The sequence below is a fragment of the Alkalicoccus luteus genome (genome assembly GCF_012034335.1).
GTDB lineage: Bacteria > Bacillota > Bacilli > Bacillales > Salisediminibacteriaceae > Alkalicoccus > Alkalicoccus luteus_A.
In genome coordinates this window covers 137,843-155,066 of record NZ_JAATHJ010000002.1, presented here as the reverse complement: position 1 = coordinate 155,066, position 17,224 = coordinate 137,843, and the positions used below count along the sequence as shown (strand labels likewise).

Sequence of the window (17,224 nt, the reverse complement as noted above, 5' to 3'; positions counted from 1 at the left end):
CATGAGAAGATTTACCGCAGAAGACTTTGATAACAAAACAAACTTTTTCGATCAAATGGCAGCCTCCTCCTGGTTTATCCGGCTTCAAGATGAAACATGCAGGAACTTATCAGGTGAAGAGCTGTTGGATTCCGGGTGCGGAACAGGCAGACTTGCAGCGCGGCTCCGTCAGTTTCAACACCGCGTGGGGATTGATCTTTCTTCTGAAATGATCAGGGAAGCAAAGCAGCTTCACCACGGGGAAAGCGGACTTACGTTTTTACAAGCAGACGTTGAAAAACTCCCGTTCCCTGACGAACAATTTGACGCAGTCATCAGCACCTGCGTTTTGTTTCTGCTTCCGGAGCCTGACCGTGCCCTTTCAGAATGGTTTCGGGTACAGCGCAGAGGTGGCGAGCTGCGACTGCTGAATCCAGCACCTGGATTCTCGTCAGCACGCGCAGAACAGGACGCTCTTCAGCTGCCGGACAAGGAGCGAAACGGTTTGCTGCAATGGGGACGCATTGCAGAACGGCGGCACCGGTTTTCTGAAGCGGAGCTTGAGCGCAAATTGACAGCTGCCGGCTATCAGGAAGTGGAAGTCCGTTTGTCAGCATGTAAACGGGCAACGATCGCGGCTGCAATAAAGTAGCGGCTTGTACGATTCTGTCCCTTTTGCTAGCATGAGAGGGGCAGTTTTGTCATGAAATTCGTTTTCACTATGATCGTAAGATGTGAAATAGCAGCTTATTTCATGTGTTTTAATTCCATTTATCAGGGTACTGACAGTCTAGAGAAACTGGGGGGAGATCGCTTGCTTCATGAACCGCTTCATGCTGCTGCTTGGCTTTTTTTATTTGCTGTTACAGCTTTTGCAGCAGGATTTTCAATATGGAAGGGAGTAAAGCTCAGTCATTATATGGCTGTCGGCTCAAGCATGATTGCAGCAGGGCTTATTCCATTTGTTTCGACCCTGGAATTGATGACTTACAGCTATCCGGCCCCAGAGCTTCCACAGCTCACAGGCAGGCTGTTACAAGCAGAACCGCTTGCTCTAACAGCAGTGCTGCTGCACATTTATCTCTATACCGTTCCAGTCTATCTGATAACGAAAAAGAAACATTGATTTTCTGCCGCCTGCATGATATTCTCATGAAGGCTTTTTTACATTAGTGGTTTATCACGATAAAGACAGGAGCGTACCGTTTAATGAATGCAGTTATTGTTGCCGTATTAGTCATGATTATTCTCAGCTTATCGCGTGTTCACGTTGTCGTAGCTCTTCTCATCGGTGCAGCAGCCGGCGGGATCACTGCCGGTATGGGAATAAGCGAAATAATTCAAGTGTTCTCAGATGGACTTGGAACAAATGCACAGATCGCGTTGAGCTACGGGCTGCTTGGAGCTTTTGCAGCAGGGATCACATTCACTGGTATACCGGACAAACTTGTGGCAGGGGCAGTGAAGCTGTTAGGAAAGCGCGGTGAAGCCAGGAAAACGACACTCGTTAAAGTGCTGCTTCTATTTACTACGGCGCTTATCGCGTGTTTCTCACAAAATCTGGTTCCTGTTCACATTGCGTTTATTCCGCTGCTCATTCCGCCTTTACTAAAAGTGTTCAATGAACTTCTGCTGGATCGCAGGGCAGCAGCAACCGCATTGACGTTCGGGCTGAAGGCTCCTTATATTCTGCTGCCAGCGGGCTACGGTCTCATTTTTCATCAGACGATCTCAGAAAATATGGAAGCAAGCGGTATGGCGATCGATCTCGCTGATATCCCGCTTGCCATGGCACTCCCTGTTGCCGGAATGGTCGCAGGACTGGCCGTAGCTATACTGGTAACCTATCGTAAAAACCGCTCATATGAAAACAGGGAAATTGCAGAAGCCGGAACTCGTCGGGAAGCGCCCCCATTCGGAACAGCAGTAGGATCTCTTGCTGTTCTTGCGGTACTCGCAGCACAGATATGGTCAGATTCTATGATCTTTGGTGTATTTGCAGGATTAACACTGCTTTACGTTTATTTCGCAGTCCTGCACGGCCTAAAAAAATACTCCCTTCAGGAAGCTGACGGACTAATTACGAACGGGATGAAAATGCTCGCCTTCATCGGTTTTGTCATGATTACTGCAGGTGGTTTCGCCGAAGTGATCCGGGAAAGCGGGCACGTCGAGCTTCTTGTAGCATCGGCAGAAACGTGGTTTGATGGCAGGCAGGCGCTGGCAGCACTTGTCATGCTGCTCATCGGCCTATTTATTACAATGGGGATTGGCTCCTCATTTGCCACGGTACCGATATTAGCAGCTATTTTTGTTCCGCTGGCGGCATCGCTCGGGTTTTCACCGCTTGCGGTCATTGCACTTATCGGCACAGCGGGCGCACTTGGTGACGCAGGAAGTCCGGCTTCTGACAGCACGCTGGGACCTACTGCCGGGTTAAATGCTGACGGCCAGCATAATCATATCTGGGATACCGTCGTTCCAACTTTCCTGCACTTTAACATTCCACTGCTGCTTTTCGGCTGGGCAGCGGTGATGATTTTTATGTGAGAATAAAGCTGTCCAGGGCTGAACACTTGGTCAGCTTTTTTTGCATTTACCGATTATATACAGGGTATTCTTCAGCAGGCATATTCATTCTATTTTGACGTATGAAAGAGTATAATCCAGTGAAAAGGTGAAAATATTCAGAAATCACCTGATAATTCCAGGTTACAGTCGAATCTGACTTTATATAGTACTGGATTATTATTTCGGAAACCGATATATTAGAAGAACTGCCATTGGTCGGAAGGAGGAACTATCATGGATACATTTAAGAAATTGAAACAGTTTTACTGGCCGTTTAAAGCCTATTTTTTCTGGTCGATCGTTCTGCTGCTTGCCGTGACAGGCTTCACCGTTGCCTATCCGGTCATTCTGCAAATCACAATAGACTACATTGTGCTTGATCAGAACTACGGCTGGATTCCTTATGTAGCCGTAGGTTTTTTTGTGATAACGCTGCTCAAAGGGATCGCTGTTTACTTTCATCAATATCTAGGTGATTTATTCGGAATTCGTGCCGTATTCGAGCTCCGTAATGCGCTTTATAAAAAGCTTCAGTATCTTCCGTTCCGTTATTATGATAATGCCAGAACCGGAGATCTGATGTCTCGTCTGACAGCCGATGTAGAAGGCTTCCGCTTTTTTCTGTCTTTCGGGTTTGCTCAGTTGATTAATCTCGTGATGCTTGTTGGCCTCAGCTTAGGAATTATGTTCTTTTACAGTCCTTCATTAGCGGTCGTCACGCTTGCAGCGATGCCTTTTCTGATTATCACCGTCTATAGGTTTGACAAAAAAGTTCATCCTGCATTTACCGACATCCGCAAGTCCTTTGCAGGGCTGACTACGAAGGTTCAGGAAAACATAAGCGGTATGACGACCGTAAAATCGCTCTCTAAAGAAAATTATGAGATGGGAAGATTTGAAGATAAAAACACAGACTATAAAGATAAATATATTTATACGTCAAATATTTGGGCGTCCTATTTTCCGTTCATGGAATTGATTGGTCACATTTGTGTGGTAGTACTTCTTGGCTACGGTGGTTTTCTTGTCATTAGCGGAGACATTCAGCCTGGTGTGCTCGTTGCGTTTTTCAGCTTAATCTGGTTTATTATTAATCCGCTCATGAACCTCGGATTTATTGTAAATACATTTTCTCAGGCTAAAGCTTCCGGAGAAAGACTGCTTCAGGTGCTCGAGCAGCCGGAAGAAATTATGGACAAACCAGATGCCATTGCTAAAGACCGTCTTGAAGGCAGAGTAGAATTTAAACAGGTGAGGCACCGCTATGACGAAGAAGAGGATTTAGCGCTTGAGGACCTCAGCTTCCGGGCAGAACCTGGTATGACGATTGGATTAATAGGAGCAACCGGCTCAGGCAAAACGTCGATCACTCAGCTCATTACCAGATTTTACGAGCCCGATCAGGGTGAAGTATTGATCGATGACAGGCCGCTCGCTGATTATACGCTGCGGACCATCCGAAGCAGTACAGGCGTCGTCCTTCAGGAGTCATTTTTATTTTCTTCCTCCGTTAAAGATAATATTTCATACGGGAATCCAGGTGCTGAGATGGAACAGATTATCGATGCGGCTAAACGAGCAGATGCACATGAATTTATCATGCAGCTGCCGGACGGTTATGACACGGTTCTCGGAGAACGCGGAGGCGGTTTATCAGGCGGTCAAAAGCAGCGGATTGCGATCGCCCGGGCCATTTGTGTTGACCCTAGCATTCTGATTCTTGACGATGCAACGAGTGCCGTAGATATGGAAACTGAAGTAAAGATTCAGAAAGCATTTCAGGAAGTGATGAAAGGAAGAACGACGTTTATTATTGCACACCGTATATCCTCTCTTATGCATGCTGATGAAATTTTGGTTATGGATAACGGGCGAATTGTTGAGCGCGGAAATCATCATGAATTGATGCAGCAGCAGGGAGCATACCGTCGTATTTTTGATCTGCAGTACAAAGATAAACATACATTTATGCAGGAAGCTAAATAAACCAGGGGGGGGTGAAACTATGAATGACAAGCAGGAAAGCCGGACGTTGAAACGATTTCACTACTCAACGGATCAGGCGATTGAAAAGCCCTTTAACTGGAAACAAATGACACGGCTGCTTCAGTACATGAAGCCTTACGCCAAAACTATTCTTCCGATCGCTGTTTTTGGAATGCTGCTTTCCACAGCGGTTCGTCTGCTGGCGCCGATTCTTATCGGCAGCTATGCACTTGATCACATTATCGAATTTGGAGATATGAATTTCCTCTTTATAATGGTAGCAGTCATTGCAGGATTATATGTAATATCCTGGGTTGGAAACCTGCTCCGGATTAAATACATGAACAAGCTTGGTCAGTATATTATCTTTGATTTGCGGACAGCATTATTTAATCACATCCAGCGGCTGTCGCACCGGTTTTTTGATCAGCGTTCAGCAGGATCTATCCTTGTACGGATCACAAATGATGTGAACAGCCTGCAGGATTTGTTCACGAACGGTGTTATTAACTTGTTGATGGACATTATCATGCTGATCGGAATCATTGCACTGCTTTTCTATATCAGTCCGGAGCTGACACTTGCTATCATGATCGTTCTGCCGATTATGTTCTTTATCTCGACAAGGCTCCGCCGGAATATCAGACGGTCCTGGCAGGATGTCAGACTGAAGCAGTCGATGCTGAATTCCCATTTGAATGAAAGCATTCAGGGAATCCGGGTAACGCAGTCCTATACGCAGGAAAAGCCAAATATCGGCTTCTTTAACAAGATCAATGGCCAAAACTATGAGTCCTGGAGAAATGCCACGCAGAAAAGTGCCATGTTTCGTCCGTTCGTTGAAATGAGCGGTGCGATTGGAACGGCAGTGCTGCTGTGGTACGGTGTTTTTCTTATTCAGACAGGAGGACTTACAATAGGCGAATTCTTCACGTTCTCTCTCTTTCTTGGTATGTTCTGGGAGCCTATTTCGAGGCTTGGTCAGGTTTATAACCAGCTGCTTGTCGGGATGGCATCTTCAGAACGTATCTTTGAATTTCTTGATGAACTGCCTTCCGTTCCGGAACAGGAACACGCAGTTGAATTAGGTCAGGTCGAGGGACATATCGAGTTTGACAATGTGGAATTCGCATATGACAGTAAGCGTAAGGCACTCCAGTCGATTAATCTGGAAATGAGAGCAGGACAGACGATCGCTCTTGTTGGACATACAGGAAGCGGAAAGACGACGATTGTTAACCTGATCAGCCGCTTTTATGATCCTACGTCAGGAACCGTGAAAATAGATGGTCACGATCTCCGGGATGTGAGTCTGGACAGCCTCCGGAAGCAAGTCAGCATCGTTTTGCAGGACACGTTTATTTTTTCAGGCACCATCATTGATAACATACGATTTGGAAAGCCCGATGCCTCGGATGAAGAATGTAAACGGGCAGCACAGACTGTTGGAGCAGATAAATTTATAAAACAGCTCGCAAACGGATATGAAACAGAGGTTGAAGAACGAGGCAATATTCTTTCAGTCGGCGAAAGGCAGCTGATTTCCTTTGCACGTGCGCTGCTGGCAGATCCGCAGATTTTAATTCTGGATGAGGCAACTGCTTCTATCGACACAGAGACAGAGCAGCTGATCCAGCGTGCTCTTGAAAAACTGCTTCATGGAAGGACGGCTGTTATGATCGCTCATCGACTCTCAACTATTCGGGAAGCGGATCACATTTTCGTGCTGGAACAAGGAGAAATTTTAGAACAAGGCAGTCATGACGAGCTGATTGAACAGCGGGGAGAATATTATGCGCTGGTCAAATCACAATTCGCTGCACTCGATGCAGGCTGATCTCTGAAACGAAGAAAACCTCCGGGCTGACAGCTCCGGAGGTTTTCTAGTATAAAAAGAAACTTCACGTAGTTTTAAAAGAGCGTATGCTGTATAAAACGGCATGTCTATCTGATTTTCACGTGTAAAGCAGTCGGTCTGGTATGACGGAATGTATTCACCAATCCATTATCTTTACAATCATCCAACTGCAGCTGACGTGCCTCAAGCTGAAAATCAATTTGTTTATGAAACGGGGACGGACTGCAGGTAAGCTCTCCATCAGTCCACTCTGCCTGAAAAGACAGGCCGTTTGTAAAAGGAAGGTCTTCTGAAGCATGAAATCCGTTTTCTTCCTGGCGGTATATTCCCGCCACGCCGGGGCGCATGCACACGTACAAGGAGAGACTGTCGGTAAATTGAAGCAGTTTCAGAAGCCCGTCTAAATCGGCCTCCGGTACAAAATCGGCTAACCTGGCCTGTCGAACCTGTTCCCGTTTTAAAAAACGCTTTTCACCTGAAGTGCGGCCTTTTACAAGGGAGCAGTAGTGAAGACTCTGCAGCAGCGCGCAGCCCGGATTTTCTGACTCCGTCTGCTGCAGACCCTGCTCATAAAACACCATCTTCATGTCAGCAGGAAAATCAAGAAACGAGTATGGCTTTTCAGCATGGTCATTCCAAAGAGGTTCTCTGTCCAGAATTTGCCAGGCACGGTCATGTCCTCTCACAGCTGCAGTCAGCAGCTGTGGCATGTCAGTCAGGCCAGGCTTGAACGCAGCAGCCATAGCAGCGGAGAGGCGAGCGTGTTCATGTTGATCAATCATCCAGAAGCTGCGGTCCCGACGTGTAACAATCATCGACTTACCCCCTTTGACTCTGCTTCAATGAACGGATTTTTTGTTCATCAGGCGTGACAAACAGTGTTGTTTGCTGATCATAAGTGACGAAGCCGGGCTTTGCTCCATTCGGCTTTTTAACATGGCGGATTTTCGTGAAATCGACCGGCACATTGCCTGACATTCTGCTTTTGCTGTGCCAGGCTGCAATCTCTGCAGCTTCGTGAAGCGTGGTTTCATCCGGTTCGGTGCTTCGAATCAGCACATGAGAGCCCGGAATATCTTTCGTATGAAGCCAGATTTCATCCTGGCGTCCGAGCCTCATCGTTACATGCTCGTTCTGCTTGTTGTTTTTACCTACAAAAATCTCAATTCCTGATGAAGACAGATACCGATCCGGCATAGGCTTTGAAGCTTTCTTCTTTTTCTTTCTGGAAGGTTTAGCTTTAATATATCCTTCTTCGGTAAGCTCTTCACGAATATCTTCAATATCCTGGGTGTCAGCAGTTTCAAGCTGCTGCATCAGCCTCGAAAGATACTCCATGTCAACTTCCGCTTTTTTAATTTCCTTTTCGACAAAGACCGCAGAGTTTTTTAATTTATGGTATTGCTTAAAGTATCTTTGAGCGTTCTCAGAAGGGGTGAGCCGTTCTGATAGTGGAATAGTAATTTTGGACTGATTTTCATCATAATAGTCTATGACGGTGGCTTCCTTATCACCAGATTTGACGGCATGCATATTTGCTGTGAGTAACTCTCCCAGCTTTTGTTTTTGATCTGCTTTATCTGCATCTTTGAGCGTTTTTGTCAGTTTTTTAATTTTGGAGGCGCTGCGGTCATATTCATTTTTCAGCAGCCGCTCTAAATCATGCGCCTGCTGCCGCACCCGGTCCCGTTCTGCTTTTCCTTCATAATATCGATCAAGCATCGCATGAACGGTGTCGAACGTTTCTGTTTGCCCTTGAAGGTGATGGAGAGCAATGACATGAAAATAAGCTTTCCCGTCGACTTGGGTTATTGCCGGTGTAAACCTTCCATTTCTAACATCGTCCATAACGCTTTGGAAAGAGTCACTCAGCGTGCGGCTGTTTAGAAAACCGGAACGATCCAGAATTTCATCAATAATAAGCGGGGAAAGTCCGCTAAACAGCTGCAGAAGCTGCCGGTTCATTTTCCCCTGATTGAAATCTACCTGCCGGATCAGCTCTTCGGTGCTGATTTCCATCGGATTCCGCTTATCCATGTATGGAGGATTCATGTAATCGTGTCCTGGCAGAACTGTCCGGTACTGAGAGATGGAAGGCGGAACGTGTTTCATGCTTTCAATTATCTTTCCGGTTTCGGCATCTGTGAATATTAAGTTGCTGTGGCGCCCCATAAGTTCCAGGACAAGCTTCTTTTCGGACACATCTCCAAGTTCATTTCTGCCGGTAAAAGAAAATGTGATGATTCGCTCCAGACCATGCTGCTCAACAGAATCCAGAACAGCCCCTTCTAAATGCTTACGAAGCACCATACAAAAGAGAGGCGGCTCAGATGGGTTTTGAAACTTTACATTCGTAAGTTGAAAACGGGCAAAGCTGGGATTGACTGAAATAAATAAAGGGTGGTTTTTCCCGTTAGCCCGAATTGTCATTACTAAATCATGCGGGTGAGGCTGGTGTATTTTTACGACCCTGCCGCTGACTAACGTATCAGCGACAGACTGCGTTACGGCTCGGGTAACGATTCCGTCGAATGCCATGACTGTTTCACTCCTCTTAGATAACTACGGCTCATTATAGCAGAAGCACTCCAGTGAGGGAATTTACTCGACAGACTTGTCCTGTTATTGGAAATTGTTTAGAATGTAGAAGTGGAAGTGATAGCAATGCTGAGAAGTATGACAGGATTTGGCCGTTCGGAAGGATCAGTTCAGGGAAGTCGGCTTACAGTCGAAATTAAGACTGTAAATCATCGTTTCCGGGATGTGTCTGTCAAGCTGCCTAAAGGCTGGGGAATCCTTGAACCGGCATTCCGTTCAACGCTGGAGGATAAGCTTATCCGCGGCCGCGTAGAAATACATGTGCACGTTTCTTCAACGGAACAGGCAGGCAAACTGACCCTGGATCGAGAACGGCTGAAGCAGTATGCAGATGTATTATCCGAAATAAACCAGGTGCTTCACACTAATTTGACTGTCGAGGCTACAGATCACTTATTTCAGGCGGGCGTTATCAGGGAGTCGGAAGCGCTCCCCGGGCTGTCAGTTATGACAAAAGCTGTAATACCTCTTTTTGAAGAGGCTCTAGAGGAAGCAGTCGAAATGAGATGTAGTGAAGGCAAAGCATTGCAGCAGGATCTGCTCATAAACCTGGGAAGTCTAAAGAATCTGCGGGCTGAAACAGAGCAATCATTTCTAGAGAGTCGCAAAGACGTTTACAGTATGCTTAAACGAAAGCTTGAGCAGTTTCTTCATGGAACCGGTATGGAAGAACAGCGTGTTGTTCAGGAGGCAGCAGTGCTGGCTGAGAAGGCTGATATTTCAGAAGAGCTGTCACGAATGGCGAGTCACATCAGCCAGTTCTATGAAACATGTGTCAGCGGGTCTCCGGCAGGCAGAAGACTGGAATTTATACTTCAGGAAATTAACCGCGAGACGAATACGATCGGATCGAAGTCCGGTTCGGAATTCGTAGGCCGGCAAGTAGTTGAAATGAAAGATGTTTTGGAAAAGATGCGGGAGCAAGTGCAGAACGCAGAATAAATATAAGGCGGTGCCAGAATGGATATTAAACTGATCAACATCGGATTTGGTAATATTGTATCGGCTAACAGGATAATCTCGATCGTAAGTCCGGAATCAGCTCCGATCAAACGGATTATTTCTGACGCAAGAGAACGGAATATGCTCGTAGATGCTACATATGGGAGACGCACAAGGGCCGTGATTATCGCGGATAGTGATCACGTTATCTTGTCAGCTGTGCAGCCCGAAACAGTGGCGCAGCGTGTCATTACTAGCAAGGAAGACGCGACAGAAGAATAGTGCGTGGCGAGCAGCCTGTGTGCATGCTATACTAAAGAAATCATGGATTCAGTTGGAGGCGAAGAATGAAGCGAGAAAAAGGTCTGCTGATCGTACTCTCCGGCCCTTCCGGTGTAGGGAAAGGGACGGTATGCGGTGCGCTCAGACAGCATGATACAGATATTAAATACTCTGTTTCCGCCACTACACGCTCCCCGCGTGAAGGTGAACAGAACGGCATCAATTATTTTTTCAAATCGAAAGAAGAATTTGAAAAGATGATCGAGGAAGGTGAGATGCTCGAGTACGCGAGATATGTCGATAATTATTATGGGACTCCGAGGGCATACGTGACGGAGATGATTGAAAAAGGATACGATGTTATTCTCGAGATCGAAGTGCAGGGCGCTCTGCAAGTAAAAGAGAGCTTTCCAGAAGGTGTCTTTATTTTTCTAATGCCGCCAAGCCTCAATGAGCTTCGCAGCCGGATCGAAGGGCGCGGAACAGAAACGGGAGACCTTATTGAAAGCCGGATGACGGTGGCACGTGACGAAATCGAGCTTATGGATAAGTACGATTACGTTGTCGAAAATGATGAAGTTGAGCTTGCAGTAGAGCGGATCAAATCCATCGTAACCGCAGAAAACTGCAAAAAAGATCGGCTGATTCATCAGTATAAACAACTAGCGGAGGAGTGAATCAACAGTATGCTGCAACCATCAATTGATTCGTTACAAACTAAAATTAACTCAAAATATACCCTTGTGACCGTTTCTGCTGCCCGGGCCCGCGAACTTCGCGATTTCCCCGACAAGTTCAGCAGACCTCAAGGCTCGAAATCGGTAAACTTTGTCGGAAAGGCTCTGGAAGAAATTGAAGCAGAAAGTTTAACGTATGAGCTGAATGATGACGATGTCCACGAAACGATCTGAGTTCCCAGATCGTTTCTTTTTTTGATCGGGAACCATTGTTTATTACTGGGACGCACCTTATGGCTTTGCTTACAGAGGATGAAATAGTTAAGTGCAGTCGTGCACCCGGTTAAACCTGCAAGGCTGATGCACGATAAGGTATACTGGTAGCAGATGATTGAAAAAGGAGGCTGCAGACGGTGAAAGGTAAAAAACGAGTTCTTCTGGCAGTATCGGGGGGGATTGCAGCATTTAAAGCGGCAGCTCTGACATCCCGGCTCGTTCAGGCAGATTATGAAGTGAAAGTTATGATGACAAAAAATGCGCTGAATTTTATCGGCGAAGTAACGTTTCAGGCGTTGTCCCGTAACCCGGTCTATACAGATACATTTATTGAGCCGGATCCGGAGAAAATTGCTCATATTGACGTCGCTGACTGGGCTGATATTATTTTTATCGCACCTGCTTCTGCCGATGTAATCGCGCGGCTTGCAAATGGATTAGCTGATGATATGGTGTCGACGACTATTATGGCTTCAACTGCTCCAAAGTATATCGCACCGGCAATGAATGTACATATGTATGCGAATCCTGCTGTACAGCGGAATATGCAGCGGTTAGTTCAGGATGGATATCAGTTCGTGGAGCCGGATGAAGGATACTTAGCCTGCGGCTATACTGGTAAAGGCCGAATGGCAGAGCCGGAGGATCTTCACGCGATGATTGATCATCATTTTATCCGAGCGGCTCATCCTGAATGGCACGGCAAACGAGTGGTTATAACGGCCGGTCCGACTCAGGAAGTCATCGATCCGGTAAGGTTTTTGTCAAACCGTTCTTCCGGGAAAATGGGATTTTCTCTTGCTGCAGAAGCTGCAGCCCGCGGAGCGGACGTTACTCTTGTTGCAGGGCCTGTGTCGCTTGATACGCCCCATGGGGTGAATCGGATTAATGTTCAGTCGGCTGAGGAGATGTACAAAGCCGTAATGAATAAAGCTGAGGCAGCAGATGTTGTGATTAAAGCTGCTGCGGTATCGGATTACAAGCCTGCAGAACCATTAACAGAAAAAATGAAAAAATCGGCTGGAAGTGAAACCCTTCATATGATCCGGACAGCTGATATCCTGGCTGAACTTGGAACTCTGGAAAAAAAACCGGTGCTGATCGGATTTGCTGCAGAATCAGAAAATGTTGAAGACTACGCAAGAGAGAAGCTTCGCAAAAAAAACGTGGATGCAATCTGCGCTAACTCGGTAGTAAGTGAGGGAAGTGGTTTTCAAGTCGATACTAATTCACTCGATCTTTTTTTCCGGGATGGGACAAAAGACCATATTCCACTTATGTCAAAAGCGGATGCGGCGAAACAAATTCTGAATCACATTCCACCGCTGTGGGTGAATCGGTATGATCGCTGAAGTGATCGTTGATGTACCGGCTCAGGCGGTTGACCGGACGTTTGACTATGCTGTTCCAGAAGATATGCAGGAAACGGCAGCTCCGGGCTGCCGTGTTCATGTCCCGTTTGGTCCAAGACCAGTACAAGGGTTTATTACGAATCTTAAGGACTCATCAGATATTCCGACATCAAGGCTTCGGGCAGTGAAAAAATTAATTGATCTGACCCCGGTCTTAACGGAAGAACTGATGCGGACTGCGGACATAGTATGTCAGGAAACCCTGTCGTTAAAAGCATCTGTGCTTAAGGCGATGCTCCCGCAGGCAATGAGGGCAGTCTACCGAAAAAAAGTCGTGGCTGCGACAGATGCCGGAGAGCGGCATTTTTCAAGTGTCTTGCCGATTGAAGACTGGGATACATGGCAGCTGCACGCTCCGGCAGCAGAACGGTCTCAGCTTCTTGCGGCTGTCCGGAAAGGCGACTTGATCGTTGAACCGCAGGTCAGCACGAAAGACGGGTCCAAAAAGCAGTATGTGTATGAGGCAGCTCCAGAGGCTACATTTCTATCAGCTGAGGAGCTATCGGCTAAAGCTCCGAAACAAGCTGAAATTCTAAAGCAACTGCTGAATGCAGGCAAAGCGCTTCCGGCTGCCATGCTCGGGTCTGATAATGCCAGGGGGACAGCTGAGGCACTGGTGAAAAAGCAGCTCGTTCAAAAGCGCCAGGAGATTGTAGAGCGTGATCCTTTTGCAGGTAAAAACGTTCAGTCTGATGAAGCTCTGCTGCTGTTTGATGATCAAAAGGAGGCGCTCGACAAGATAAGCGACTCCATTTATAACGAGTATCACAGAGTTTTTATGATTCGAGGGGTGACCGGAAGCGGTAAAACGGAAGTATATTTGCAGGCAATTGAACGAGTACTGCAAAAAGGACAGGAAGCGGTCGTTCTGGTTCCTGAAATCTCGCTCACACCTCAGATGGTTCACAGGTTCAGGGCGCGGTTTGGCTCTTTAGTGGCGGTCATGCATTCTGCTCTTTCCAAAGGGGAAAAGTACGATGAATGGCGGAAAATCCGGGAAGGAAGAGTAAAGGTTGTCGTAGGAGCAAGGTCAGCTGTTTTTGCACCCTTCCAAAATATAGGGATTTTTATTGTAGATGAAGAACACGAGAGCAGCTACAAGCAGGAAGAAGCTCCGCGCTACCATGCCCGTCAGGCCGCAATCATACGTGCCGAACAGTTTCAATGTCCGGTTGTATTAGGAAGTGCAACGCCTTCTCTGGAGAGCTATGCACGCGCTGAGAAAGGCGTATATGAGCTTCTGACGATGGAAAACCGTGTGAACGAACAGGTGATGCCTCACGTTCATGTAGTAGATATGCGTGCTCAGCTGAAAGAAGGCAACCGCTCCATGTTTTCACGACCGCTGCTGGATGCGATTAAACAGCGTATCGAAAAAGGAGAACAAACCGTACTCATGCTGAACAGGAGAGGGTATTCATCCTTTATTATGTGCCGGGACTGTGGCTATGTACCACAATGCCGGCATTGCGATATATCGTTAACGTATCATCGCAGCTCTCACTCGCTTCAGTGTCATTACTGCGGTTATCTGGAAACATTGCCTTCTGTTTGTCCGGAATGCGAAAGCGATCAAATCCGCTTTTTCGGCACAGGCACGCAGAAAGTTGAGGAAGAACTTTATCAAGTGCTTCCAGGAGTGAAGGTGATCCGGATGGATGTCGACACGACGACGCGAAAAGGTTCGCACGAACGATTGCTGGAATCATTTGGGAAGGGGGAGGCAGATATCCTTCTTGGAACGCAGATGATTGCCAAAGGGCTTGATTTTCCGAATATCACGCTTGCGGGAGTACTGGCTGCTGATTCCATGCTGCATTTACCGGATTTTCGTTCAGCTGAGCGGACATTTCAGCTTTTAACTCAGCTTGCAGGCAGAGCCGGCCGTCATGAGAAGCAGGGAGAGGTTTTTATTCAGACCTACTCACCCGATCATTACAGCATTACAGACGTCATTAAACATGATTTTACCGGCTTTTATGAAAAAGAAATGTATTTGAGAAGAGTAGGCGGATATCCACCATACTATTATTTGACGATGGTCCATGTATCTCATACCGATTTAAATCAAGCGGTCACTGCAACAGAAAAAATCGGAACGTATTTAAGGAATTCTCTGTCAGAACAGGCAAAGATACTGGGGCCTGTAGCCTCGCCTATTCCGAGGATAAAGGATCGTTTCCGGTATCAGTGCATGATAAAATACAAGCGGGAACCAGATCTTTCTAATATATTGAAAAACATGCTCAGTGCCTGGCAAAAAGAAACGGCAGGCACTGATCTGCAGCTCTCAATTGACACAAATCCGTATATGATGATGTAGTGAACAGTTCAAGGAGGCTTTTATGAAACGAGCAGTATTTATGGGTACCCCGGATTTCTCGGTACCAGTACTTGAAAGAATTTTGGCGGAGGGTTATGACGTACCTCTTGTCGTCACACAGCCGGATCGTCCGCGGGGCAGAAAAAAGGAGATGATTCCATCGCCTGTGAAACAGGCGGCGGAAAAGCATGGAATTCCCGTCTGGCAGCCTGAAAAGCTGTCTGATGGCATTGTTCCTCTAAAGGAAGCGGCACCGGATATCATTATTACTGCTGCATTTGGTCAGCTGCTCCCGCCAGAGGTGCTGGAACTGCCACCTTACGGTTGTATTAACGTCCACGCGTCCCTGCTTCCTGAATATCGGGGAGGAGCACCCATTCACCAGGCTGTCATTGATGGGAGAGAAGAGACAGGCATCACCATTATGTATATGGCTGAGAAGCTGGATGCAGGGGATATCATCGTACAGTCAGCAATCCCCATACATGAGGACGATACCGCGGGAACCATGCATGATAAGCTGAGTTTCGAAGGAGCCGAACTGCTGCTTAAAGCACTGCATCAACTGGAAAAGGGTGCTGCGAAAAGGGTGCCTCAAAATCATGAACAAGCTACGTTTGCTCCTAATATTACGAGGGAGATGGAGAGAATTGACTGGCAGCAGCCGGCTGCTGCTGTACGGAATCAAATAAGAGGGCTTGTACCATGGCCGGTCGGTTACTCCATTATTGAAGGTATCCGGCTGAAGCTCTGGGAAGCAGAAGTCGCAGAAAAAGAAACCGAAGCTGCTCCAGGCACTGTTCTGACTTGCTCAGAAGGTGTGCTGGAAACAGCCTGTGGACAAGGCACGGTCATCCGGCTGACAAAGGTTCAGCCTGCCGGCGGAAAGCAGATGAGCGCAGACACTTTTTTAAACGGCAAAGGCCGTTTGCTGGAGCCTGGTCAGCGGTTTGAAAGCGGTGCTGCTCATGGCTGAAGCACCGGTCCGCGAAGCTGCGCTGGACGCTCTTCTGCGAATAGAGAAAAATCAGGCTTACAGCAATTTACTGCTCGATGAAGTCCTGAAAAAACATAAGCTTTCAGACAGGGACAGCGGGCTTCTTACACAAATTGTATATGGAACGCTTCAGCATCAGCGACTGCTGGAGAATACGCTTGCTGCTTATTCAAACAGACCTCCTGAAAAGCTTTCGGCATGGATGAGGCAGCTGCTTCTGTTAAGCCTTTTTCAGTTAAAGTTTTTGGACCGGGTGCCGGATCATGCTGTGGTGAATGAAGCGGTGAACATTGCAGCAAAGCGCGGTCATAAAGGTATCTCCGGCATGGTAAACGGTATATTGCGATCGGTCATTCGCAAAGGGTTTGCTCCGATCGAAACTGCAGATCCTCTCCAAAAAACTGCGATTGAGACCTCGCATCCGGATTGGATGATTAACAGATGGACGAGGCAGTATGGTGCAGAAACAGCTGCAGAAATTGCAACACATAATAATACTCCTCCCGTCACATCCATCAGAGTCAATACTGCCTTGGCGACTCCGGAAGCCGTTCGATTTGCACTCGAAGAAGATGGACTGAGCATAGCGGCGAGCCCGTTGTTTCCATACGCATTACGAGTAAGCGGAGGAAATGCAGCAGTCACTGAAGCATTCAAAAAAGGATGGTTCAGTATCCAGGATGAAGGATCAATGGCAAGCGTACAGGCTCTTAATCCGGAAAAGGGGGATATCGTTCTGGATGCATGTGCCGCTCCCGGAGGGAAAGCCTGCATGATTGCAGAGCGTCTGGAAAACACAGGCCGAGTAACAGCACGAGATCTGCATGCGCACAAAGTAAAGCTGATCGAATCACAGGCATTCAGACTGCAGCTGACCAACTTATCAGCTGAAACCGGTGATGCCCGCACCATGGCTGAAAAAGCGATCTATGATAAAATTCTCGTGGATGCGCCATGCAGCGGTCTCGGTGTCATCCGCAGGAAGCCGGATATGAAGTGGACCAAACAGGAAGCGGATATTGAGAGGTTGTCAGGGCTGCAGAAGGATATTCTTGATAAAGCCTGGCATGCACTAAAGCCGGGAGGAAGACTGGTCTACAGTACATGTACCATTGATGAAGCAGAAAATGAAGCTCAGCTTCTTTCCTTTTTGGACAGACATGATGATGCCGAACCGGATAACACGATGAAGGCGAGGCTCCCAGGGTTGATACAACAGCAAATGGATAAAGAACATGCTTTGCAGCTGATCCCGGGAAAACTTGGTACAGACGGGTTCTTTATTTGCAGCATAACGAAAATGAACAGGCAGGAGAGATGAAC

General features: G+C 47.1%; 15 protein-coding genes. 13 read left to right on the top strand and 2 right to left on the bottom strand.

Annotation, left to right across the window (positions count from 1 at the left end):
• Position 1: 1 nt before the first annotated feature.
• The 5 genes from HCN83_RS02330 (at position 2) to HCN83_RS02310 (ending at position 6,373) form a co-directional block, all read left to right on the top strand.
• Positions 2-631: a class I SAM-dependent methyltransferase gene (locus HCN83_RS02330; protein ID WP_168004703.1), complete on the top strand. Its 630-nt coding sequence runs from the start codon at positions 2-4 to the stop codon at positions 629-631.
• Between the two features lie 162 nt (positions 632-793).
• Positions 794-1,105, top strand: a complete 312-nt coding sequence (locus HCN83_RS02325; RefSeq protein ID WP_168004702.1) for a hypothetical protein — start codon at positions 794-796, stop codon at positions 1,103-1,105.
• An 83-nt stretch (positions 1,106-1,188) separates the two neighbouring features.
• Entirely contained in the window at positions 1,189-2,529 is a 1,341-nt protein-coding gene (locus HCN83_RS02320) for a Na+/H+ antiporter family protein (RefSeq protein ID WP_168004701.1), read from the top strand.
• A 255-nt stretch (positions 2,530-2,784) separates the two neighbouring features.
• Positions 2,785-4,536, top strand: a complete 1,752-nt coding sequence (locus tag HCN83_RS02315) for an ABC transporter ATP-binding protein (protein WP_168004700.1) — start codon at positions 2,785-2,787, stop codon at positions 4,534-4,536.
• A gap of 19 nt (positions 4,537-4,555) precedes the next feature.
• Positions 4,556-6,373: an ABC transporter ATP-binding protein gene (locus HCN83_RS02310; protein ID WP_168004699.1), complete on the top strand. Its 1,818-nt coding sequence runs from the start codon at positions 4,556-4,558 to the stop codon at positions 6,371-6,373.
• Between the two features lie 107 nt (positions 6,374-6,480).
• Here HCN83_RS02310 and HCN83_RS02305 read toward each other — a convergent pair whose 3' ends face one another.
• Positions 6,481-7,209, bottom strand: coding sequence for a DUF3891 family protein (locus HCN83_RS02305; RefSeq protein ID WP_168004698.1), 729 nt, complete (start codon positions 7,207-7,209; stop codon positions 6,481-6,483).
• A 4-nt stretch (positions 7,210-7,213) separates the two neighbouring features.
• Positions 7,214-8,932 carry an Rqc2 family fibronectin-binding protein gene (locus HCN83_RS02300; protein WP_168004697.1) on the bottom strand — a complete coding sequence of 573 codons (1,719 nt, stop codon included), beginning with the start codon at positions 8,930-8,932 and terminating at the stop codon, positions 7,214-7,216.
• A 126-nt stretch (positions 8,933-9,058) separates the two neighbouring features.
• Here HCN83_RS02300 and HCN83_RS02295 point away from each other — a divergent pair, with 126 nt between their 5' ends.
• From HCN83_RS02295 to rsmB, 8 genes are all read left to right on the top strand, one after another.
• Positions 9,059-9,934: a YicC/YloC family endoribonuclease gene (locus HCN83_RS02295; RefSeq protein ID WP_168004696.1), complete on the top strand. Its 876-nt coding sequence runs from the start codon at positions 9,059-9,061 to the stop codon at positions 9,932-9,934.
• Positions 9,935-9,952: 18 nt separating this feature from the next.
• Entirely contained in the window at positions 9,953-10,216 is a 264-nt protein-coding gene (gene remA, locus HCN83_RS02290) for an extracellular matrix/biofilm regulator RemA (protein ID WP_168004695.1), read from the top strand.
• Between the two features lie 65 nt (positions 10,217-10,281).
• A complete protein-coding gene (gmk, locus tag HCN83_RS02285) occupies positions 10,282-10,893 on the top strand; it encodes a guanylate kinase (protein WP_168004694.1) in 612 nt (203 codons plus the stop codon).
• 9 nt (positions 10,894-10,902) lie between these two features.
• Positions 10,903-11,127, top strand: a complete 225-nt coding sequence (gene rpoZ / locus HCN83_RS02280; RefSeq protein WP_168004693.1) for a DNA-directed RNA polymerase subunit omega — start codon at positions 10,903-10,905, stop codon at positions 11,125-11,127.
• Positions 11,128-11,306: 179 nt separating this feature from the next.
• Positions 11,307-12,521 (top strand): bifunctional phosphopantothenoylcysteine decarboxylase/phosphopantothenate--cysteine ligase CoaBC, encoded by a 1,215-nt coding sequence (gene coaBC, locus HCN83_RS02275; protein ID WP_168004692.1) that lies wholly within the window; start codon positions 11,307-11,309, stop codon positions 12,519-12,521.
• A complete protein-coding gene (priA, locus tag HCN83_RS02270) occupies positions 12,511-14,904 on the top strand; it encodes a primosomal protein N' (RefSeq protein WP_168004691.1) in 2,394 nt (797 codons plus the stop codon). The genes coaBC and priA overlap by 11 nt, the downstream gene beginning before the upstream one ends.
• A gap of 22 nt (positions 14,905-14,926) precedes the next feature.
• The gene (gene fmt / locus HCN83_RS02265) at positions 14,927-15,880 is read left to right on the top strand and encodes a methionyl-tRNA formyltransferase (RefSeq protein WP_168004690.1); all 954 of its coding nucleotides are present in this window, start codon (positions 14,927-14,929) and stop codon (positions 15,878-15,880) included.
• Positions 15,873-17,222: a 16S rRNA (cytosine(967)-C(5))-methyltransferase RsmB gene (gene rsmB / locus HCN83_RS02260; RefSeq protein ID WP_168004689.1), complete on the top strand. Its 1,350-nt coding sequence runs from the start codon at positions 15,873-15,875 to the stop codon at positions 17,220-17,222. Before fmt ends, rsmB begins: the two co-directional genes overlap by 8 nt.
• Positions 17,223-17,224: the final 2 nt, after the last annotated feature.

Bases quoted from the DNA above. Each gene is read 5' to 3' on its own strand.
- HCN83_RS02330 (WP_168004703.1), top strand. From the start codon at position 2: ATGAGAAGATTTACCGCAGAAGACTTTGATAACAAAACAAACTTTTTC.
- HCN83_RS02320 (WP_168004701.1), top strand. From the start codon at position 1,189: ATGAATGCAGTTATTGTTGCCGTATTAGTCATGATTATTCTCAGCTTA.
- HCN83_RS02315 (WP_168004700.1), top strand. From the start codon at position 2,785: ATGGATACATTTAAGAAATTGAAACAGTTTTACTGGCCGTTTAAAGCC.
- HCN83_RS02310 (WP_168004699.1), top strand. From the start codon at position 4,556: ATGAATGACAAGCAGGAAAGCCGGACGTTGAAACGATTTCACTACTCA.
- HCN83_RS02305 (WP_168004698.1), bottom strand. From the start codon at position 7,209: ATGATTGTTACACGTCGGGACCGCAGCTTCTGGATGATTGATCAACAT.
- HCN83_RS02300 (WP_168004697.1), bottom strand. From the start codon at position 8,932: ATGGCATTCGACGGAATCGTTACCCGAGCCGTAACGCAGTCTGTCGCT.
- HCN83_RS02295 (WP_168004696.1), top strand. From the start codon at position 9,059: ATGCTGAGAAGTATGACAGGATTTGGCCGTTCGGAAGGATCAGTTCAG.
- remA (WP_168004695.1), top strand. From the start codon at position 9,953: ATGGATATTAAACTGATCAACATCGGATTTGGTAATATTGTATCGGCT.
- gmk (WP_168004694.1), top strand. From the start codon at position 10,282: ATGAAGCGAGAAAAAGGTCTGCTGATCGTACTCTCCGGCCCTTCCGGT.
- rpoZ (WP_168004693.1), top strand. From the start codon at position 10,903: ATGCTGCAACCATCAATTGATTCGTTACAAACTAAAATTAACTCAAAA.
- priA (WP_168004691.1), top strand. From the start codon at position 12,511: ATGATCGCTGAAGTGATCGTTGATGTACCGGCTCAGGCGGTTGACCGG.
- fmt (WP_168004690.1), top strand. From the start codon at position 14,927: ATGAAACGAGCAGTATTTATGGGTACCCCGGATTTCTCGGTACCAGTA.
- rsmB (WP_168004689.1), top strand. From the start codon at position 15,873: ATGGCTGAAGCACCGGTCCGCGAAGCTGCGCTGGACGCTCTTCTGCGA.